The 14,395-nt window shown below is 39.2% G+C and carries 11 protein-coding genes; 5 read left to right on the top strand and 6 right to left on the bottom strand.

All coding sequences use genetic code 11. From position 1 onward, the window contains the following. Positions 1–486 precede the first annotated feature (486 nt). Positions 487–1,368: a LysR family transcriptional regulator gene (locus H5079_RS12355; RefSeq protein ID WP_182684197.1), complete on the bottom strand. Its 882-nt coding sequence runs from the start codon at positions 1,366–1,368 to the stop codon at positions 487–489. A 152-nt stretch (positions 1,369–1,520) separates the two neighbouring features. Here H5079_RS12355 and H5079_RS12360 point away from each other — a divergent pair, with 152 nt between their 5' ends. Beyond that, positions 1,521–2,126 (top strand): short chain dehydrogenase, encoded by a 606-nt coding sequence (locus tag H5079_RS12360; protein WP_058374655.1) that lies wholly within the window; start codon positions 1,521–1,523, stop codon positions 2,124–2,126. 517 nt (positions 2,127–2,643) lie between these two features. Here the strand turns inward: H5079_RS12360 and H5079_RS12365 are convergent. Continuing rightward, a complete protein-coding gene (locus tag H5079_RS12365; protein ID WP_011329693.1) occupies positions 2,644–3,288 on the bottom strand; it encodes a LysE family translocator in 645 nt (214 codons plus the stop codon). Between the two features lie 104 nt (positions 3,289–3,392). Here H5079_RS12365 and H5079_RS12370 point away from each other — a divergent pair, with 104 nt between their 5' ends. Beyond that, positions 3,393–3,845: an Lrp/AsnC family transcriptional regulator gene (locus H5079_RS12370; RefSeq protein ID WP_011329694.1), complete on the top strand. Its 453-nt coding sequence runs from the start codon at positions 3,393–3,395 to the stop codon at positions 3,843–3,845. Positions 3,846–3,948: 103 nt separating this feature from the next. Here H5079_RS12370 and H5079_RS12375 read toward each other — a convergent pair whose 3' ends face one another. The 4 genes from H5079_RS12375 to H5079_RS12390 all read right to left on the bottom strand — a co-directional run bounded on the left by H5079_RS12375 (position 3,949) and on the right by H5079_RS12390 (position 9,914). After that, positions 3,949–4,608 carry a class I SAM-dependent methyltransferase gene (locus tag H5079_RS12375; RefSeq protein ID WP_011329695.1) on the bottom strand — a complete coding sequence of 220 codons (660 nt, stop codon included), beginning with the start codon at positions 4,606–4,608 and terminating at the stop codon, positions 3,949–3,951. Positions 4,609–4,681: 73 nt separating this feature from the next. Further along, entirely contained in the window at positions 4,682–8,335 is a 3,654-nt protein-coding gene (locus tag H5079_RS12380; protein ID WP_182684198.1) for an AAA family ATPase, read from the bottom strand. Then, the gene (locus H5079_RS12385) at positions 8,332–9,579 is read right to left on the bottom strand and encodes an exonuclease SbcCD subunit D C-terminal domain-containing protein (RefSeq protein WP_182684199.1); all 1,248 of its coding nucleotides are present in this window, start codon (positions 9,577–9,579) and stop codon (positions 8,332–8,334) included. The genes H5079_RS12380 and H5079_RS12385 overlap by 4 nt, the downstream gene beginning before the upstream one ends. A gap of 92 nt (positions 9,580–9,671) precedes the next feature. Continuing rightward, positions 9,672–9,914: a hypothetical protein gene (locus H5079_RS12390; RefSeq protein ID WP_011329698.1), complete on the bottom strand. Its 243-nt coding sequence runs from the start codon at positions 9,912–9,914 to the stop codon at positions 9,672–9,674. Between the two features lie 470 nt (positions 9,915–10,384). Between H5079_RS12390 and H5079_RS12395 the strand changes: the two genes are divergently transcribed. The 3 genes from H5079_RS12395 to H5079_RS12405 all read left to right on the top strand — a co-directional run bounded on the left by H5079_RS12395 (position 10,385) and on the right by H5079_RS12405 (position 14,371). Next, on the top strand, positions 10,385–12,835 hold the full coding sequence (locus H5079_RS12395; protein WP_182684200.1) for a M1 family metallopeptidase: 2,451 nt from the start codon (positions 10,385–10,387) through the stop codon (positions 12,833–12,835). Further along, positions 12,835–13,329, top strand: a complete 495-nt coding sequence (locus H5079_RS12400; protein ID WP_058374662.1) for a DUF6702 family protein — start codon at positions 12,835–12,837, stop codon at positions 13,327–13,329. The genes H5079_RS12395 and H5079_RS12400 overlap by 1 nt, the downstream gene beginning before the upstream one ends. A 430-nt stretch (positions 13,330–13,759) precedes the next feature. Further along, complete coding sequence (locus H5079_RS12405) at positions 13,760–14,371, top strand: HAD family hydrolase (protein WP_182684201.1); 612 nt, start codon at positions 13,760–13,762, stop codon at positions 14,369–14,371. Positions 14,372–14,395 lie beyond the last annotated feature (24 nt).

A 14,395-nucleotide genomic window follows, 5' to 3' on the forward strand; every position in this document is an offset into this window, starting at 1 on the left:
GGATACTGCGAACACCTAAACAGAAAGCGGCGCACCAACGTGAGTAACTGCGAAAAGCTACTGGCTTAAAGCGTTACTTCAAAAAGTTACCCGTTATTTCCCTTCACTGTGAAAGCACAGTATTTTGCATGTCTAAAAATGAATAAAAACAGCGTTATTTGAATATTATTTAAATAAGCAGAGAGATTGTTAAAGCTAAGGGGATTTTAAGCTCAGTAATGTTTATTTAGATAAACATCAAAGGGATTAATTATTAGAGTGGGTGTCATTTTAATTTCTGACAGAGGTTGGTGAGGCTAGCTTGGCTTTAAATGTTAAGTGAGGGTATTTTAAGTTGATACAGCAATGATCTGAAGTGATGGTGACATTCGCCCGTTGGGTGGCGCTTCGCTTAACTGACCTGCGTTTTATGATGCTATTCCCCTAAAAGTTTTATAAAAAAGGTCTAATATCCGCTTTTTTTTATTACAAATAATAACTCTCGAATTACTCAACCACCAACTTTGATACTACCCATTTATGCAGCGGGTTTTTACTGTAGCGCGGATGCCACGCAGCTATTACGTCAAACGGGGCGGGCAATTGCTGCAAATCAATTTTTACCAGCTCTGAGCTTACCGCACGTGAAGGTAAAAATGCGATGGAGTCGGTAGTTTCTAGGTACATAGGTACAATAGAAAAACATGGCGCCGATACCACTACGTTACGCGTTAAATTAAAGCTTTTAAACCAATCGTCAATAGAACCTTTAAAGTTAGGGCGTGAAGGCGAGGCAATAATACTTGGATAACTGGCGATTTCAGCAAGGCTTGGCTTAGTACCTGCTATTGAAGAATTAGGTGATGTAACGCAAATGTGTTGCTCTTCAAACAATTTAATAATGGGATAAGTACTTGGAATATAGTCAGGAAATGCAATAGCTAGGTTTACTTTGCCGCTTTCCATTAGATCGTGCAGGTTATCTAGTTCGAAGTCTCTTATTATTAGCTTTAAATTTGGCGCTTGTGCCCGGAGTGCTTTAACTAATGCTGGTAAAACAACTTGTTGTGCATAGTCAGTAGCGGCTATTACGAAGGTGCCGTTAACTGTTTTTGGATCAAACACTTTAGGCGCAAGCAGTGCCTGAAAGTCATTTAATAGTTTGTCTATATCCACCGACAGCTCTTCAGCGTAGGGCGTGGGCACAAAGCCATTGGTTTTTCTTAAAAACAAATGATCGTCAAATACATCGCGTAGCTTTTTTAGTTGCTCACTCACTGCTTGTTGGGTTAAGCCCAATTTACTCGCTGCTTTTGAGGCGTTTTTCTCGCGAATGAGCGCTTGGAAAATACGTAATTGTTTTATATCTAATTGGTCTAACTTGCTCATACTGCTGCCAGTGTTGTTTAAGTAATAATACTTAACTTAGCACATAACCAAATTATCTTGTATCACTTACATAAAAGGGTTGTTTCTAATTGTTGAGATACCCCCTTACTATGCTCCTACACACTAAAGTGAACAAATGATTGGAGCAAACAATGAAAACAGTAATTTTAATAGGCGCGCTAGGAAAAATGGGTCAAGCGGCATTAACCGGTTTATCTAAGCATAAAGTAATTACAGCAGGTCGCTCTGGCGATGTAGATCATATTGTTGATATTACCAGCGAGCAATCAATTACTGAGCTGTATGAAAAAGTAGGCCATTTTGATGCCGTAGTTAATACCGTAGGTTTATGTGAGTACGAAACGTTCGCAGATATGAGCGAAGCCCAGTGGATGAGCACTATTATGAGCAAAATGATGGGGCAAATTAACCTTGTACGCATTGGCCAAAAGTACATTGCTGCTGGCGGTTCATTTACATTAATTAGCGGTATTTTAAACGTTAAGCCTATTCCGTTTGCGATTGCTGATGCAACAACCAGCGGCGCAATAGATACGTTTGTTAAATGCGTATCGCTTGAAATGCCACGTGGTACACGTATTAATGTTGTTAACCCTACCGTACTTGAAGAAGCATGGGACGTATACGGCGAAATGATGCCAGGTTTTCAGCCAGTACCAAGCAAACTTGTAGGTAAAGCGTTCGAGCGTTCGGTTGATGGTTTTATTACTGGCGAAGTTATTTTTGTTGATGCTTAACGGCTCATAATTAAAGCCTAATTGGTAGCCTGAAAATAATTATTCAGGCTGCTTATAAACCGACTATATAAGCCTTTTGAGAGTAAGCTAATGAAAAAATATATACTGATAATAATTTCGACACTAAGTACAGTCGCACTTTCTGGCTGCAGTAATGTGCCAGCAAGTAATATAAATAATGTTGTTGAAAGTGCTACTAATACAAAACAAGTATGTAAAAGAGTACCTAGGCATAAAACATATATTAATATTTGTAAGCCAGTAATTAAGCTTAATTGAGAAGTGTTGCTGGTTGAATAGTTTGCTTTAAAATAGTGTATTTATCTGGTTTGTTTATATCTTTGCTTACAGAGTTAAAGCTTAATGAATACCCTTAATACTTGAGAATTAAATTTTTATGAAGTTTAAATTACATGCTTATGTAGCAAAGTGGTTGATGCATATAATATTAGTAATAAAAAAGCCTAAGTGGTGTCTAAAGTACTACTTAGGCTTTATTTGTTTTATGAAGCGTATATTACTGTAAGTGTACTAGTAGCTTTTGTGCGCTATCAAACAGCATTAAAGAGCCTAAAATAAATAATATAATGGCAGAAAGTCGACCAAATTTAATCGCAAGTGCCGGGTTATTGCTTAATATTTTTCGGGCGCTAACACCAATAAACCAATATACAAAGCCACAGCCAATTAAATGAATTACGCTTAATACTAACAGCTGCTCGGTGATCGAAAATGAAAAGGTCGGAAATACAAATTGTGGCAATAATGCTAAAAATAGCAGCATTACTTTAGGATTTAACCCGCTAATAATAAAGCCTTTTTTCATCCACTTTAATGGTGTTTCGCCTAATTCACTAGCAGCGCCATTATATACTGCGGGTACTGGCGGGTTTTTATAAAGCGAAACCGCGATCCAAACAACATACAGTGCGCCAAATAAGGTTAAAAATTTCATTAACATCACATGTGAAGCTAAAATAGCACCCAAACCTACCACTACAATCAGCGCGGCAATAAGGTGGCCTAACAAGAGCCCTGAAACTGCCGGAATAATTTTATCTCCCGCAATTCCTGCGCTTATGGTATACGCCCAATCAGCACCAGGGGTAAGTACAAACAATATTGACACCAGCCAAAAAGAAAAAATAACATTAATATCCATCAACAATAACCTAAAATAATTGGGAGCTTATTTTATTGCTTTCTTATGGGGAAAAAATACTATATTTTACCTTATTAAACGCCATTATTAGGAAACAATTGAATATGGATAGCATAGATCGGAAAATTCTTGCTGAGCTGCAAGTTGATGGCCGACTCACTCTTTCAGAACTTGCAGATCGCGTGGGGCTTAGTGTTTCGCCATGTCACCGCCGAGTTAAAGAATTAGAAAAAACCAAAGCAATTGTGGGCTACAGGACGGAGATCTCTCCAGAAAAAGTAGGGCTTAATTTTTCTGCGTTGGTTTTTATTACTATTAAAGAAGGTGATAAAGCATCGTTGGCTAAACTTGAATTAGCAGTTGAAGATATTCCACAAATAACTAATGCGCAGCGTTTGTTTGGTACACCTGATTATTTAATACATGTGGTGACTAGGGATTTAGGCGCGTTTCAAAAATTATACGATGATAAACTGTCGGCGCTGCCAGGCGTGCAACGTTTAACCTCAACCATTGTGATGAAAGATATTGTTCGAGCCCGAAACCTGCATTTTTAATTATATACCCCATTAAAAAAGCCCTGCGCTAGGCGGGGCTGTTTAATATTTAAAGCTTAGCTACTAAGTGGTGTAGTTACTAAGTTACTAAGTTAAGCAGTTACTAAATTACATAGCCGCTAAAACCTAGCGCTTTAAAGTACAATTTAGGAATAGTGCTAAATCCACACTCATGCAGTAGCTCGCTAAAACGCATGCGATCTAACGGATAAAATTCATTTTCTAGGCTATGACGAATATGAGTTTGTCCGGCCTCACCTAAGCCTAGTTTTGCACAAGTTAAAAGCTGGGCATCACGCTCAAATAAGGTTTCTGGGCGCATTAAATCAGCAATATACAGTGCAGCTTCTTTGTTCAGACTTGCTTTAATGTTTTTAAGAACTTGCTTTTTATCGCCATTATCTTCTACAAACTGTAGCACTAATAAGCATAAGGCTGCATCGGCTTTAGTTTTAAGTTTTTCTAAAGGCCCGCAATGTACAGTTACTCTATCGCTTATTCCTTGCTCAGCAAACTTATCGCTAGCAACACTAAGCATGTCGTTTGAGGTATCTTGTGCGGTAAACTTCCATGTTGGATTAATGCTAGCTAATTCAATTACCTCTTTGCCAGTCCCCGCCCCTACCACTAAAATATGTGCGTTATCTTTTAATGTGGCTTGCAGTTGCGCATTAGTTAGTTGATGCAATAACTCGTAGCCTGGTACTAGTCGCGTAATGCGGCTATCGTATTGTGTTGCTTGATCATCTGTAAATGTTGGCATTATTACTTCCTTTATAGACCCCAAGTTTTTTGGGGATCATAAATACAATGGGTGTTATCAATATAAATTAATATCACACAATTTCTACGCTAGAATAACCGCCCGGCTTTTTAGCCACATGGACTTGTGTTGCTACGCGCTCACTCATTTCGCTTACATGCGATATAACACCTACTTTTCGCCCTTGTGCTTGTAATGAATCAAGTGCATCCATTGCAACACTGAGCGTTTCGCTGTCTAACGTACCAAACCCTTCGTCAATAAACAAAGAATTGATTTGTACTTTGTTTGACGACAATGAAGCAAGCCCTAAAGCCAGCGCCAAAGAGACTAAAAATGATTCACCACCAGAGAGCGTATTTACAGAGCGTTGCTCATCGGCCATGTCGCGGTCAATAATAGCAATATCTAAAGAGTGCTCAATAGCGGTTAATTCATAGCGTTTATTAAGGGTTTTTAAATGACTATTTGCATAGTGCAGCAGTATTTTTAAAGTTTGCGTTTGCGCTAAATTACGCATGGTTTTACCGGTTGCATCGCCTAATACTTTATTAAGTAAATGCCACTGATCAACTTGCGTTTTAAGCGTAGTTAACTCAGCTTGTTTGCCTTTGAGCGTTTTAGCATTTTGGTTGTGCTGCTCAATAGCGGTATTAGTGGCGAGCAAGCTATTTTGTAGCTCTGTTTGCTGGGTATTTAATACATTTAGCTGCTCAGTTAACTCATCGTGGTTTTTTGAAGGCTTGTCAGTATTTTGATGCTCAGTGTACGATTTTTGTTGCTGTTTAAGCGCTGCATTTGTATCGGTTAGCGTTTGTGATACTTGTTCAAACTGTTTTAAGTGCGCTTTAATTTGCTCGCTACTTAAGGTTAGTAAAATAGTGACCTGTTCGTGTGTTGCATCGCTATGTTGCGCTTTAAAGTCAGTAAACCACTCTAAGTAACGTGCCTCAAGGCTGGTTAGCTCCTGGGCGTGCTCTTGCAAGCGTTGCTCAACATTTTTAAGTGTTATGGCATGCTCGTCACGCTGTTTAATTGCGTTATCGTGCGCTTGTTGGCTGGCATTTAGCTGTGTTTGGCATTGCTCAAGCTGCATGGCTAGTTTGGTTTGATAGTCGCTTGCGCTTATTTGCTCATTATTAAATAAAGCTAATCGCTGGCTTTGCGTAATATTTTGCTGTTGCTGCGCTTTGGCTAAATCGTCATTTAATGCTTTAAGTGCGTGCTCACTTTTAGTCATTAATGGCGTTAATTGCTGTAGTTGCTGGTTTGCACTGTCGAGCTGTTTTTGGCTTTGCTCAAGCTGCGTTAGTGTTTGCTGGTATTGCTCAACCTGTTTGTTTAAATCGCTTAGGGTAAGCGATTCACTTTGCAGCTGCTGCCAAAAGTCGCTGTGTTCAAATTGCGCGTTAAGCGCTGCGCTTAGCTCGTTTATTTGTACGCTTAGCTCGTTATGTTTACTGCTTAATTGGTTTAGCTGATTAGTTAACTCAACATGCTGGTTTTGTAATTGCTGCTGTGCGTGTTGCTCGGTTTTTAAAGCATTAAGCTGCTGATTTACTTTTTCTTGTAAGGTACGCAGCTGTGTTTGTACTGCAAAGTACTGAGTTTTTTGCTCACTGAGTTGCTTATAGGTTTCATCAAGCTTCTCGGTTGTTAAATCGTTAAGCTCGGTGCGTGCGTCTTGCATGGTCGTTTTAATTTCTAGCTGCTTAGTCTGTGCAGTTTGTATTGCTTGGCTATGTTGCGTTTGCTCGGCTACTAACACAGCATGTTGTGTTTGGTGCTGATGCAGCTGGGTTTGGGCGCTATCGCGTTGCTGTTTTGCATTGTTATAAGCTGCTTCAAAGTCGGCTATTAAGTTATTTAATTGCTGGTTTTGAGTGCTTGCATAGGGGTGCTCAGTTGCACCGCACACTAAACATGGCTCGTTAGGAGCAAGTTGTGTACGTAAGTGTTCTACATTTTCACTGGCGCGAAGGCGTGCTTGGCTAAGCGTGTATTCGTTGTGCTTAAGCGTTTGCTCGCACGAAGCCAAATTTTGTAATAATGCGTTTTGCGCTTGCTCACTTTGGATAAGTTTTTCTGCAACGCGTGTTTGCTGTTGTGTGCTGTATTTTAGTTCATGATTAAACTGTTTATAGCGCTCGCGTTGATCTTTTAAGTAATCAATATTTTTAAGCTTTGCATCGCACTGTTCAATATTAAATTGGCGTTGCTGCTCATTTAATTGGTTAAGATTTTTTTGCTCACTAGCAAGTAGCTGTTCTTGTGACTCAACCTTTGTATTTTGCGCGGTTAAAAGCGTCGCTTGCTTAGCCTGCTCAGCCACTAATTTTTGGTTTTGATGTGCCGTTGTTTTTAATTGCTCAGTTGCGTTTAAAAACTGATTAAAACTGTGCTGATAGTAATTCCAATCATTGGCTAAAGGTTTTAATTGTGTGTGCGTAGTTAACCACTGCTGATGCTGGGCACTTAATTTTGTAGCTTCATCAAGCACAGATTGGCTTTGCTTAAATTGCTGCTGCAAATCGTTTAATTGTAATTGCTCTTTTTCGCTTTGCTGGGTAAGGCTTGCAATGGTTTGTGCTTGAATAGCTAATTGACTGTCGAGCTCGCGCGCTTTAGCAATAATAGGCTCAGCAGTTTTTTTTTGTTCTTTAGCTGTTTGTAATATCTCTTGGTGCTTACTAAGCGTATTAGCATGCGCAGTAATTATTGCAGTGTGATCTATACTTTTTAAGTCACTTACTTTCGTATTTAACTCAATATTTTGAGCTGTTAAACTTTTAAAGCGACTGCGGTTATCTTTAATTTCAAGTGCGCTTTGTGCTTGTTTAGCTTGCTCACTTTGCTGAGCAATAGCATTAAGCTCGTTTTGCGCTTGTTGCTGGTTTTGCTGTGCTTGTTTAAGAGCTTGCTCAAGCGTATTGGCTTGTTTATACCAATTTAAATTTTGCTCTGTAGTTGTTAAGGTTTTTTTAGTGTGTTCAATTTGCAGTTTTAATTCATTAAGCGAAGTTTGTTTAGCGGCTAATTCATCTTCACTTAGTAATGTGTAACTTGCTAAACTCGCTTGGAGTAATTCAAACTTTTCTTTTAGCTCTTTATTACGCTCAAAAATACGTACACCAATACGGCTAAATTTATCGGTACCGGTTAAGCATTCTAAAAGCTGTGCGCGCTCATCGCCGGTGGCTTTTAAAAACGCGGCAAATTCGTGTTGCGCTAATAACACTGCTCGCGAAAACTGATCAAAGGTTAAGCCTATTTTGGCTTCTATTTGTTTTACTGTTTTACTTTTATCTGATGAAATTAACGTATCATCAGGTAACAAATGAAGCGTATGCTGTGCTGCTTGTAAATTGCCGTCGCTTTTGCCTCGCGAGCGATTAACGCTCCAACACGCTCGGTAACTTTCTTTATCTTGTCCTACAAAGTCTACTTCAGCAAAGCCATTAGACGTTCCTCGCCTAAGTAAATTACGCGCGTCATTAAGCCTAATACTGTCGCCTTGAAACTCTACCTTATTGCCTCTATCGCCACCTAACCTTGCGGTTTTAGCATATAAAGCTAAGCAAATAGCATCTAAAATAGTGCTTTTACCTGCGCCGGTATCGCCGGTAATTGCAAATAATCCGGCGTCTTTTAGCGGGGCTGCTAAAAAGTCTATTTCGGCATCAACAATAGAAGCTAAGTTATGAATACGCACTGCGGTTATTTTCATAGTTGCTGTTGCTCCTCTAGTTCGTTAATAACATCGTTTAATAGATTTTTTAGTGCGTCGGGTACGCTTTCACCGTGCATATCTTTGTCGTTTGCAAATGCTTGTTCTAATAAATTAAGTGGGTTGAGCATTTCAACTTCACTTAAATCTTCAAATACTGCGCCGCCTTCATTGTTAGCTGCTTGTTCGCGCACGCGTTCTATGCCACAAAAACGAATATGTTTACCCTCAAGAGCTTGTTCTATTTGTTCTCTGAAGGTGGTGTCGGTATCGCTAGATTTAAGTTTTACCCGTAAATATGGTGCTATTGTATTGGCTGTGGTGTCGAGGGCTTTAATTTCCTCGCATAGCTCAGCTAGTGGTACGCACTCCCCTTTCGGTAAAACTATTACATCCGCTAAACGAGGAATGTAAAGGGGGTTTACAGTTACACTAATTTGCTGTTTTTCATCGCTATTAAATTCAACTACATTTACTTGGTGGCTGTAATTTCGCTCTGAAAACGACATAGGAATTGGCGTACCGCTGTATCTAATGCATTCATTTTTAGCAACTTGCTGCGCTTTATGTAAATGCCCCAGCGCAACGTAGTGTGCTTGTTTACCAAATACGTTAGCAGATATGGCTTCTTCGCCGCCTATTACTAAGTTGCGCTCAGAGTCACTCGATATATCGCCGCCTTTAGCATGAAGGTGCCCCATAACAATTAACGGGGTATTTTCACTTTGTAAAGTAGCTGCATGCTCAAGGGCAAGTTCATATGCCTTTTTAACGCCTTGGGCATAGCTAGGGCCGCTTTTGGTTTGGCTGAGTGTAGTTACATCGCTTGCGCGCAAAAATGGCATGGCAACGATTACAGCGCGTTTTTTGTTAGTGTTAATAGTGATTACGGTATCAGCCGCTGCTGTTGCCTCAAAACGCCCTACAACATGGGTATCAAATTGAGCGAGTAACGGTTGCGCGGCTAAAATACGATTTGCAGAGTCGTGGTTCCCAGCAATAATTACTACATGTAAATTAGGGCACTGCTTTTTGGCATCTTTAATAAATTGATAGAGTTGATTCTCGGCGCTAGCACTGGGGGTTGCAGTATGATAAATATCGCCAGCAACGAGCAGTAAATCTATTTGTTGCTCAACGAGAGTGGCTAACAGCCAAGTGAAAAAAGCAAGGTGTTCATGACGACGGTCATATTCATAAAATTGTTGGCCAAGGTGCCAATCAGAAGTGTGCAGAACTTTCATGTAGCGCTCTTAAAAAATCGTAAGAGCGCCAATATACCCAAGGCAGTTAAAGATGCAACCTTATAGGCTCATCTTGCTAGGGTGAATGGGCTTTAGCTAGCTCCTAAGCTAAACCAACCAACATAAATAAGAGGCAAGGCTAAAAGTGCCATAAATAACGGCAGTTTAATTGCTTTGGCTTTTTTAGCTTGTAACGCTTTCAATGCATTTTTTTCGTTACAAGCGGCCACTTTGTCAATATACAAATAACCTGAGTTTAAATACTGCTTACAGTTTTGCGCGTCTGCTGGAATAGCAATTAGTTTTTGCTGCTTTTTTAGAACATAAAAATCCATACACCACCACACTTTTCAACACTAAAATATTAATAAACATATTTGAAAATAATTATATTAAATTACCCTCAAATGAAAAAAGTGGGCGATTCTAAGTACAAATGGATACAAAGATCAACCTTAAACTTCACTATTGGCGGTTTCTCATACAAAGGGATTAACTTTTTTGCTAAATAATTACATTTGGCTACCTTTGAAGCCAAAATACAGAGGGAGATTTAGTAGCTGTAAGCCGTTATTTTTAGCTGATATTTGGCAATTATTTTTATTTAAAACGACAAACTGTAAAGCCCCTTTACAGTTTGTCGTTTTAATTCACGTTTAATTAATTTTATCAAAAAGAATAATGCGCTTTAATTGTAAAAAAATAGTGAAAACTAGCCTGAAAAAGTCGCACTTTATCGTTATTTTATTGAAGGAAAACGATAATTTTGTCAAAGTGCGCACACTAAAATCTAACAGGTTTAATAATGAAAAAAATAATTTATACGCTAAGTGCGGTTATATTGCCAATAGCAATGTCGAGCACTGTTTTAGCGTCTGCTATTGAGCAAACCAAAGGCAGCTATATCGATAAGTTTCGTCAACTAGACGAAGCATTGCCAACACCAAATGTTTATAGAAGTGCTGCCGGAGAACCTGGCGAAAATTATTGGCAGCAACGCGTTAATTACGATATTGACGTACAATTAGACGAAAAAAAGCGCCGTATAAGCGGTAGCCAAAAAATAGAATATAAAAACAATTCACCACACACATTAAAGTACTTATGGTTACAGTTAGATCAAAACGTTTTTAAAAATGATTCAATTGCAGAAACCACTCAAACGTTTAAAAGTACTTTAACAAGTTTACCAGCCGATAAACCCGCCAAGTTAAGTTTAGGCGACCTTCGTCGTCAACAGTTTATGAGTGACAACGAGCTTGGCTATACAATTAGCAATGTAAAAGATGACAATGGCAACGAGTTACGTGTAACCGTGGTTGATACCTTAATGCGCATTGACCTAAATAAGCCGTTAAAGCCAGGTAAAGAAGCCGAATTTAGCATGAACTTTGCATTTAATTTAGTTGAAGAAGATGCAGTAGGCGCACGCTCGGGCTATGAGCACTTTGAAAAAGATGGTAACGATATATTTTTAGTGGCGCAGTGGTTTCCGCGTTTAGCTGCTTATACTGATTACGAAGCTTGGACTAATAAAACATTTTTAGGTGGCGGCGAATTTACCTTAGAGTTTGGTGATTACGATGTTGAAATTACCGTACCTGCGGACCATATCGTGTCGGCAACGGGTAAGCTTAATAACGCAAGTAGCGTATTAACGAGCACGCAACGCAAACGTTTAAAGCAAGCCGAAAATGCTAAACGCCCTGTGTTTATTGTTAGTGAAGAAGAAGCGCTCGATAACGAAAAATCCAGTACAGATAAAACTAAAACGTGGCACTTTAAAGCTAATAACGTACGCGACTTTGCTTGGGCGTCGTCACGCAAATTTATGTGGGATGCTAAAGGCTATCAGCAAGGCGGTGATGAGCAGCCATTGGTTATGGCTATGTCGTTTTACCCTAAAGAAGGGGGCGATTTATGGAAAAAATATTCAACCGAAGCTGTTATTCACACTATGGAAGTGTATTCAAAGTATTCATTTGATTACCCATACCCAACCGCGCAGTCAGTAAATGGCCCTGTTGGTGGTATGGAATACCCAATGATCACCTTTAATGGCCCGCGCACTAAGCTGCAAGATGATGGAACTCGTACTTACTCTCAAGCAGAAAAACGATTTTTACTCGGTGTAGTGATCCATGAAGTGGGTCATATTTACTTTCCGATGATAGTAAACTCAGATGAGCGCCAATGGACTTGGATGGATGAAGGTTTAAATAGCTTTTTAGACGGTGTTGCAGGGCGAGAGTGGGATCCAAGCATTCCATGGGGTGTTGAGCCGCGCGATATAGTGGCGTATATGAAGTCAGAAATTCAAGTGCCTATAATGACCCAGTCAGACAGCGTATTGCGTTTAGGCCCTAACGCGTACACTAAACCCGCTGCTGCACTTAATATTTTACGTGAAGTTATTTTAGGCCGAGAGCTGTTTGATTTTGCGTTTAAAGAATACGCCCAGCGCTGGAAGTATAAGCGCCCTACCCCAGCTGATTTTTTTCGTACCATGGAAGAAGCTTCGGGTGTTGATTTAGATTGGTTTTGGCGTGGTTGGTTTTTTACCACAGATCACGTAGATATTGCTTTAGATAAGGTATATCAACTGCGTTTAGACACTAAAAACCCTGATATTGATTTTAGTCGATTGCGCGATATTGAAGCAAATAAGCCAACTTCGCTGTTTGTAGAGCGTAACCGCGCACAAGGTAAAAAAACCTGGGTAGAAGAAAATCCCGATGTTACCGACTTTTATGACGAAAACGACCGTTTTACCGTTACTAATAAAGAACGCAACGCGTACAACAAGTTTTTAAAGGGCTTAGAGCCGTGGGAGCGTAAAACGCTTGAGCGTGCAATAAAAGAAGACCAAAACTACTACGTAATGGAGTTTTCTAACGTAGGCGGCTTAGTAATGCCTATTCTATTAGAGCTGACTTTTGAAGATGGCAGCAAAGAAGAGCGTTATATTGCGGCCGAAATTTGGCGTCGTAATTATAAAAATGTGCAAAAACTAATAGTGACAGACAAAAATAAATCGCTGGTGTCGGTTACTATCGATCCGCGCTGGGAAACGGCTGACGTAGATATTGAAAATAATAACTACCCACGTCGTATTATTCCATCACGCATAGAAGTATTTAAAAAAGAAAAGAGCAAAGCAAAAGTAAGCCGCGATATTATGCAAGATATTAAAACCGAGCTTAAAAAAGACGAACCTAAAGGCGACGAAAATAACAGCAGTGAGGAGCAACAATAATGCGCATATTGCTAATTATTGTTAGTTTATTAATTGCTGCGCCTAGTATGGCGCATCAATTAAAGTCGTCTGTTACTACTGTGCTTTTTAATAAACGTACTAATAATATTGAGCTAATGCATCGTTTTTATTTGCACGATACTGAGCATGCTGTGGCGCACTTATTTAAAGGTAAGGTTGATATTATTAGCAATAAAATAGATCAACAACGCTTTGCTAAGTATGTAGAGTCGCATGTTGCGCTACAAACGTTAAACGGTGAACCACTGCCGCTTAACTTTGTAGGAGCACAAGTTGATGGCAAGTTTTTTTGGGTTTACCAAGAAGCGCCAATTCCGGTAAAAATTGCAGGAATTAAAATGAGTAACGGTGCACTGCGCGACTTATGGCCTTCGCAAGTTAATATGGTTAACGTTGAAGGACAAGGAAAAATAAAAACCTTAAACTTTACTCAAGACGATACTTGGCTTGAAGCAAGGTTTGAGCAACAATAATCCTACAAACTACGCGCACAGTCACTGTGCGCGTTTTTGTTATTTTCATTCCCGTTTTTCTGATCGACTTAATACTAAATTACGTTAATATACCTTGTATATTAGTGTGCTTTTTAGCAAGCTAGGTAACCTGAACTTTGGATAATAAATCTATCTCAAGCAGCTACTTTCAGCGCTAACTGCGTTGAATTTACTTGCAATAGGCCAGCTATTGACGCGTAAATTCGCCTTGTTTTCACTGAAAATCTCTGGCTAGAGAAAATAAATTTAAATATAACTATGATTTAGTATGTTAGTAAATCTCTTAACCAGAGGTCAGGTTAGGTATATAAATTTTGTTATTCATCAGTGATTTAGTTTTATAAACGATGAAGTTATTTTTATATAGGGTTTAATTCAATGGGTATTAAATACAAGGAAGGATATATAAATGCAGATTGAAGCGATTAAAGGTGTGATTTTTGATTTAGATGGCACTTTAGTGTCATCAGAATTAGATTTTTCATTAATTAAAGCGCAAATAGGGTGCCCGTGTGAGCAAGACTTACTCGATTATATTGCCCAATTGCCTTCAGCATATATGCGCGAAGAGGCAATGAATATTGTACATCAGCATGAGTTACTCGACGCTCAACATGCCAAAATGCTACCCGGTGTGAGTGAGGCTGTAAATGCCCTTAAAGCTAAAAACATTCCAATGGCGATAGTTACACGCAATTTTGACAAAGCGGCCGCTATTAAGTTACAAAATAATCCACTGCCAATAGAAATAGTGCTTACCCGAAGTGACGCGCCAGCAAAACCCGATCCGAGTGCATTAAATAATATTGCTAACTTGTGGAATATGAGCCCAAGTAATTTATTGTATGTGGGCGATTTTTTATATGATATTCAGGCAGCGCATAATGCCAATATGCGTGCATGTTTATACGCCCCCGATGTTACTCCTAGTTATGCTAGCCAGGCCGATTATGTATTACATGATTTTACGCAGTTAGTTACTTTAATTGACAATTACGCACAAAAAGTTGTGTTATGTTAAATAGCGCCTTGTTTGTTTTTTTAT

Source organism: Pseudoalteromonas sp. SG44-5 (assembly GCF_014164175.1).
Classification (GTDB): domain Bacteria; phylum Pseudomonadota; class Gammaproteobacteria; order Enterobacterales; family Alteromonadaceae; genus Pseudoalteromonas; species Pseudoalteromonas nigrifaciens.

Bases quoted from the DNA above. Each gene is read 5' to 3' on its own strand.
- H5079_RS12355 (WP_182684197.1), bottom strand. From the start codon at position 1,368: ATGAGCAAGTTAGACCAATTAGATATAAAACAATTACGTATTTTCCAA.
- H5079_RS12360 (WP_058374655.1), top strand. From the start codon at position 1,521: ATGAAAACAGTAATTTTAATAGGCGCGCTAGGAAAAATGGGTCAAGCG.
- H5079_RS12365 (WP_011329693.1), bottom strand. From the start codon at position 3,288: ATGGATATTAATGTTATTTTTTCTTTTTGGCTGGTGTCAATATTGTTT.
- H5079_RS12370 (WP_011329694.1), top strand. From the start codon at position 3,393: ATGGATAGCATAGATCGGAAAATTCTTGCTGAGCTGCAAGTTGATGGC.
- H5079_RS12375 (WP_011329695.1), bottom strand. From the start codon at position 4,608: ATGCCAACATTTACAGATGATCAAGCAACACAATACGATAGCCGCATT.
- H5079_RS12380 (WP_182684198.1), bottom strand. From the start codon at position 8,335: ATGAAAATAACCGCAGTGCGTATTCATAACTTAGCTTCTATTGTTGAT.
- H5079_RS12385 (WP_182684199.1), bottom strand. From the start codon at position 9,579: ATGAAAGTTCTGCACACTTCTGATTGGCACCTTGGCCAACAATTTTAT.
- H5079_RS12390 (WP_011329698.1), bottom strand. From the start codon at position 9,914: ATGGATTTTTATGTTCTAAAAAAGCAGCAAAAACTAATTGCTATTCCA.
- H5079_RS12395 (WP_182684200.1), top strand. From the start codon at position 10,385: ATGAAAAAAATAATTTATACGCTAAGTGCGGTTATATTGCCAATAGCA.
- H5079_RS12400 (WP_058374662.1), top strand. From the start codon at position 12,835: ATGCGCATATTGCTAATTATTGTTAGTTTATTAATTGCTGCGCCTAGT.
- H5079_RS12405 (WP_182684201.1), top strand. From the start codon at position 13,760: ATGCAGATTGAAGCGATTAAAGGTGTGATTTTTGATTTAGATGGCACT.